The sequence below is a fragment of the Amycolatopsis sp. NPDC051106 genome (assembly GCF_040682775.1).
GTDB lineage: Bacteria > Actinomycetota > Actinomycetes > Mycobacteriales > Pseudonocardiaceae > Amycolatopsis.
Genome location: NZ_JBFBBQ010000186.1, coordinates 1 through 6,395, shown reverse-complemented (window position 1 = coordinate 6,395; position 6,395 = coordinate 1). Strand labels below are relative to the sequence as shown.

Annotated in this window: 3 protein-coding genes; all 3 read left to right on the top strand. The window is 71.4% G+C overall.

The window, feature by feature from the left end; all coding sequences use genetic code 11:
- Window positions 1–339: 339 nt before the first annotated feature.
- The 3 genes from AB0M83_RS48250 (at window position 340) to AB0M83_RS48240 (ending at window position 6,286) form a co-directional block, all read left to right on the top strand.
- On the top strand, window positions 340–2,367 hold the full coding sequence (locus AB0M83_RS48250; RefSeq protein ID WP_364529485.1) for a M4 family metallopeptidase: 2,028 nt from the start codon (window positions 340–342) through the stop codon (window positions 2,365–2,367).
- A gap of 74 nt (window positions 2,368–2,441) precedes the next feature.
- A complete protein-coding gene (locus tag AB0M83_RS48245; RefSeq protein ID WP_364529482.1) occupies window positions 2,442–3,707 on the top strand; it encodes a helix-turn-helix transcriptional regulator in 1,266 nt (421 codons plus the stop codon).
- Between the two features lie 314 nt (window positions 3,708–4,021).
- Window positions 4,022–6,286, top strand: coding sequence for a M4 family metallopeptidase (locus AB0M83_RS48240; RefSeq protein ID WP_364529479.1), 2,265 nt, complete (start codon window positions 4,022–4,024; stop codon window positions 6,284–6,286).
- Window positions 6,287–6,395 lie beyond the last annotated feature (109 nt).

Sequence of the window (6,395 nt, the reverse complement as noted above, 5' to 3'; positions counted from 1 at the left end):
CAGGATCGCGGCGATCTCGGCGGGGTTGCGTCCGACCGTTTGGGTACGCGAGCCGACCCTCCGGGTACGCGAGCCGACCCTCTGGGTACGGCGGACCTGCGGGCGTGGTGGTCCGGGTGGGGGAAGTTTCCTACCAAAGTCTGGTGAATTGGTTCAGACCAGTAGGCAACCCCCGCGTTTCCTGCGGTTTCGCGCGGAACTTCGTGATCTTGAAAGCCGGGCGCTGGGCCATTCGGCCCATTGACCGACCGGCGGGCGGAACCTTTACTCGGACGCGTCCGGCGCAATAACACCAGTTATTCCGGCGGGCACACTCCTCGCGTCCCCGAAAGGTTCCCCATGAGATCCCCACGAGGGCTGGCGGCGATCGCCGGCCTCGCCCTGACGTTCGCGGTGCCGGCGATCCCGGCCACCGCCGCCTCCACCAACTCCACAGCCCCCGCCGCCACCCCGCCCGAGGCGCTCGCCGCCCGAGCCGCCGACCAGGCCGCCCTCGACGGCGCCGACCGGCTCGCGAAGGGCGCTGGGGAGGCCTTCGTCCGCACCGGAGTCACCCCGGGTGGCGGCGGGCTCTACTACGCCTCCTACCAGCGCACTTACCACGGCCTCCCGGTCGTCGGCGGCGACGCGGTCGTCGTCGCGGACGGCGCTGGACGCGTCCGCGGCACCGAAGCCGCGCACACCGCGCCGATCACTGTGAAAACGCAGGCCACGCTCAGCGCCGAGCAGGCCACCAAGATCGCCAAGGCCACCGTGTCCACAGTAGACAGCGCCACCACACCCCAGCTCGTGGTGCTGGCCGGGGACGCCCCGAAGCTCGCCTACGAGGTCGTCGTGAGCGGTCACGGCAAGACCACCCCGACCAAGCTGCACGTCTTCGTCGACAGCGTCACCGGCACCGTCCTCGACACCCGCGACGACGTGCGCGAAGCGGGCACCGGCAACTCCTTCTACGCCGGCACCGTCCCGATCGACACGTCCGGCTCCGGCAGCTCCTACTCGATGACCGACCCGGGCCGCCGCGGCATCGCCTGCGGCCGCGAAGGCGGCTCGATCTTCACGAAGAGCACCAACACCTGGGGCACCGGCTCGGGCACCGACCTCGAAACCGCCTGCGTCGACGCGCTCTACAGCGTCCAGACCGAGTGGAAGATGCTCGGCGAGTGGCTGGGCCGCAACGGCATCGACGGCGCCGGCGGCGGCTTCCGCGCGAGCGTCGGCCTCAACGACGTCAACGCCTACTGGGACGGCTCCTCGACCCACTTCGGGCACTCGCAGGACAACCGCCGCCAGGCGACGCCGATGGACGTCGTCGGCCACGAGTTCGGGCACGCCATCTTCCAGACGACCCCGGGCGGCGCCGGCTCCGGCAACGAGAACGGCGGGCTCAACGAGTCCACCGGCGACATCTTCGGCGCGCTGACCGAGTACTACGCCAACAACCCCAAGGACACGCCGGACTTCAGCGTCGGCGAAGGCGTCAACCTCGTCGGCCAGGGCCCGATCCGCTACATGGACAACCCGTCGAAGGTCGGCGACCCGAACTGCTACTCGGCGTCGATCCCGAGCACCGAGGTGCACGCCGCCGCCGGCCCGCAGAACCATTGGTTCTACCTCCTGTCCCAGGGCAGCGGCGCCAGCCCGACGTGCAACAACTCGACCGTCACCGGCGTCGGCATCCAGAAGGCCGGCAAGATCTTCTACAACGGCCTCCTGAAGAAGACGTCGTCGTGGAACCACCGCGCGGCCCGCAAGGCCACGCTGGAAGCCGCGATCGCGCTCTTCCCGGGCAGCTGCACGGAGTTCACCGCCACCAAGGCCGCGTGGGACGCCGTGAGCGTCGCCGCGGTCAGCGGTGAGCCGACGTGCAGCGGCCAGCCGCCGGCCGGCAACGACTACTCGCTGACGCTGTCGCCGTCGTCCGCGTCCGTCCAACCGGGACAGACCGCGACCACCACGGTGACCACCCGGATCACCTCGGGCAACGCTCAGACGGTGGCGCTGCAGGCGACCGGCCTCCCCGAAGGCGCCAAGGCGACCTTCAGCCCGGCGAGCATCCAGTCCGGCGGCACGTCGACGCTGACCGTCACCACCTCGGCGACCACGCCGGAAGGCACCAGCCAGGTGACGATCACCGGCGACGGCACCGACGCCGACCACACCGCGCAGTTCTCGCTCACCGTCGGCACCGGCACCCCGCCGACCGGCTGCGCCGGGCTCGCCGAGTGGGACTCCGCCAAGGCGTACGTGCCCAACGACGTCGTCGGCCACAACGGTCACAAGTGGACGTCGCTGTGGTACTCGACCGGTGCCGAGCCCGGCGCGCCCGGCTCGTGGGCCGTGTGGAGCGACGCCGGCGCCTGCTGATCCCGGCCGTGCGGCGGCGGGCGACTCCCCCGCCGCCGCGCGGCCTACCCTGAACCGGTGGAAAGGCGACCCGAGTGAGCGACAGCGTCGGCGAACGCCTGCGTGAGCTGCGCACCGAGCGCGGGCTCACGCAGCGCGAACTGGCCGGGCCGCAGTACTCCGCGGCGTACGTGTCGTCGGTCGAGACCGGCGCGCGGACACCGTCCGGCGACGCGCTGCGGTTCTTCGCCCAGCAGCTCGGCATCGACCCCGACGAGCTGCTCGGCGGCAGTTCGCCGCGGGAGCTGCTCGAGCTGGACCTCGAGCTGATCGAGACGGCGGACCGGTTCCTGGCCGGTGACGCCCGCCGCGCGACCCCGCGGATGCAGCGGATCCGGCGCCGCGCCGAACGCCTGGACCGGCCGCGGCAGGCGGGCATCGCGTTGCTGTGGCTGGCCGGGTACTCCACCGGCGATGCCCGCACGAAGTACGTCGCGGAGGCCGAGACGACGTTGTCGGGCGAGCCGCCGCCGGTGCGCGCGATGGTCGTGCCGCTGCGTGCGGCGGTGCTGAGCGACTGGGGCGAGGCGCAGTATTCCCTGCACTTGCTGGAAACCTGCCACGCGGAGCTGCTGCGCGACGGGTACCCGCAGCCGTCGATGCTGCTGACGCTGCGGGCGTGTCTCGCCGAGCGGCACCTGCGCCAGGGCGACCTGGAGCGGGCCGCGGAGTACGCCGAGGCGGCGCTGCGGCTCACCCGGGGCGGCCCGGCGGTGCTGGCCGAGCTGACCCGCAGCCACGTCGAGGTGTGCCGCAGCCACCTGGCGGCCGACCGGTTCGCCGACGCGGCCGCGTCGGTCGCCGCGGCCTACGACCTGATGCAGGAACGAGCCCTGCACCCGGCCATGGCGCATTGCCTGCTGGCGAGAGCCCGGGTCCGCGGCCGTGCGGGCGACGTCGAGGGTGCGCTGGCCGACCTCGGCGCGGCGCGGGAAACGGCGTGGCCGGCCGACGTCCCGGCGATCACGGTCGAACTGGCGGCGGAGTACCTGGCGGCGGGCCGGCCGGAGACGGCGGGCGCGTTGCTCGACCAGGTCCGCCCGGCCGTCGTGGCGGGCACGGCGCTGGCCGCGGAGCTGCGGTTGCAGCTCGGGTCGCTGGCTCGCGCCCGCGGAGACGTCCGGGGCGCGGCGGAGAACTTGCGCGCGGCGGTCGATCTCGCCACCGGGCTCGGGGCGCGGGCGGTGCTGGCGCGCGCTTTGCGGCCGCTGAGCGAGCTCCTGGGCGAGACCGGACGGCAGGAAGAAGCCGCGAACGTACTGCGGAACGGCTTGCTCGCGCTGGGCGCCGAAGCCGACTGACATCGTTTTCTTAAGCAGTACTAACGATTCCCGATGATCGAGATCTTCCGGCGTTCGGATGGTGTCCGGAACAGTCCCTACGAAAGTCGTTCCGGTGCGGAATGCGCGGCGAATCCCCAGCACCGGCGGGGTTTGTACGAATTGACCGCCGAATCCGGAACGCGGCGTTGGTCCGTTCGGCGCATTGACGCCCCGATCCGCTGATCCTTTACTCGGATGCGTCCGGACGCATACCTCCTGTTAGCACCCCGGACACGTCCCCCTTTTCCCCGCACCGCACCCCATCGTCCTGCCTTCGTGGAAGGAAGACTTCGATGACCCATCGTGGGTTCAGAACGGGCTTGGCGGCCGCCGCCGGGCTCGCCATGACACTCGCGCTGCCGGTGGCACCGGCCAGCGCGACCCCAGCGGCCCAGCCCGCCGCCCCCGACGTGGCCGCCGCCCGCGCGGCCGACCAAGCCGCCGCCTCGGGACTGGACGCGCTCAAGCGCGGACCGGCCGAATCGTTCCAGCGCGTCGGGCTGACCGCCGGTGGCGGCGGCCTCTTCTACGGCGCCTACCAGCGGACCTACCAGGGCCTGCGGGTAGTGGGCGGGGACGCGGTCGTCGTCGCCGACGGTGCCGGGCGCGTCCGCGGCACCAGCGCCGCCGAGACCGCGGCCATCACCGTCGGGACGCAGGCCGCGCTCGACGCCGCGAAGGCCGCGGCCACCGCGCGCGCTCAACTGCCCACTGTGGACAGTGTGAGCGCGCCGGAGAAGGTCGTGCTGGCCGGGGCGAACCCCAAGCTGGCCTACGAGGTCGTCGTCGCCGGGCGCACCGCCACCGCGCCGAGCAACCTGCACGTCTTCGTCGACGCGGCCACCGGCGCGGTGCTCGACAAGCGGGACGACGTCAAGACTTTCTCCGCCAAGGCAGCGACAGAAGCGCAGCCCGGCACGGTGAACGTCGCGGGCACCGGCAACAGCTACTACGTCGGCAACGTCTCCATCGACACGACGCAGTCCGGCAGCACGTACACGATGCGCGACCCGGGCCGCACCGGCATCAGCTGCGGCCGCGAGGGCGGTTCCGTCTACAGCGGCACCGACAACGCGTGGGGCAACGGCACCGGCACCGACCTCGAAACCGCCTGCGTCGACACGCTCTTCGGCGTGCAGACCGAGTGGAAGATGCTGTCGGAGTGGCTGGGCCGCAACGGCATCAACGGCAGCGGCACCGGCTACCCGGCATCCGTCGGCCTGAGTGACGTCAACGCCTACTGGAACGGTTCTTCGACCCACTTCGGGCACTCGCAGGACAACCAGCGCCAGGCCACCTCGATGGATGTCGTCGGCCACGAGTTCGGCCACGGCATCTTCCAGTTCACCCCGGGCGGTGCCGGTTCCGGCAACGAGAACGGCGGGATGAACGAGTCGACGGGCGACATCTTCGGCGCGCTGACCGAGGCGTACGCCAACAACCCGAAGGACGTCCCGGACTATCAGGTCGGCGAGGGTGTCAACCTGGTCGGCGACGGCCCGATCCGCTACATGTACCAGCCGTCGCTGGTCGGCGACCCGAACTGCTACTCGTCGTCGATCCCCAGCACCGAGGTGCACGCGGCGGCCGGCCCGCAGAACCACTGGTTCTACCTGCTCGCCGAGGGTTCCGCGCCCGGTGGCGGCAAGCCGAACAGCCCGACCTGCAACAACTCGACCGTCACCGGCATCGGCATCCAGAAGGCCGGCAAGATCTTCTACAACGGCCTGCTGAAGAAGACCTCGTCGTGGAACCACAAGGCCGCCCGCAAGGCGACCCTCGAAGCCGCGATCGCGCTCTACCCGGGCAGCTGCACCGAGTACAACGCCACCAAGGCCGCGTGGGACGCCGTCTCCGTCACCACCGCGACCGGTGAGCCGACGTCGTGCAGCGGCGGCGGGCCGGACTTCTCCGTCGCGCTGAACCCGGCGTCGGGTTCCGTGCAGCCGGGCGCCTCGGTGACCACCACCGTCAGCACCGCGATCACCTCCGGCGCGGCGCAGTCGATCACGCTGTCCGCCTCGGGTCTTCCGGCCGGCGCGACCGCGACGTTCAGCCCGGCGACCGTCCAGTCGGGGGGCTCCTCGACGCTGACCATCGCGACGACGTCGTCCACCCCGACCGGCAGCTTCCCGATCACCATCACCGCCGACGGGGCCAGCACCGACCACACGGCTTCGTTCTCGCTCACCGTTGGTACCACCGGGTCGTGCGCCCCGGTGACCAACGGAACGCGGCTGAACATCCCGGACTACCCGGGTGCCGCGGTCAGCAGCACCAGCACCGTCGCGGGCTGCGCGCGCAGCGCGTCGTCGACCACCAAGGTCGAGGTGCACATCACCCACACCTACAGCGGTGACCTGGTCCTCGACCTGGTCGCGCCGGACGGCACCGCCTACCGGCTGAAGAACTCCAGCAGCAGCTCGACGCCGAACATCAACACCACCTACACCGTGAACGCTTCTTCGGAAGCCGCGAACGGCGCGTGGCAGCTCCGCATCCGCGACGTCGGCCCCGCCGACACCGGTTACCTGTCCTCCTGGACGTTGACCGTGTAACAGCGCCGATGGGCACTTTCACGTGAAAGTGCCCACCTGGGGGCGGGGCCGTGACCCGGAAGAGGGGCCCCCCCCCCGCGAACGCCCACACCCCCCCCCCCAACACCCA

Bases quoted from the DNA above. Each gene is read 5' to 3' on its own strand.
- AB0M83_RS48250 (WP_364529485.1), top strand. From the start codon at position 340: ATGAGATCCCCACGAGGGCTGGCGGCGATCGCCGGCCTCGCCCTGACG.
- AB0M83_RS48240 (WP_364529479.1), top strand. From the start codon at position 4,022: ATGACCCATCGTGGGTTCAGAACGGGCTTGGCGGCCGCCGCCGGGCTC.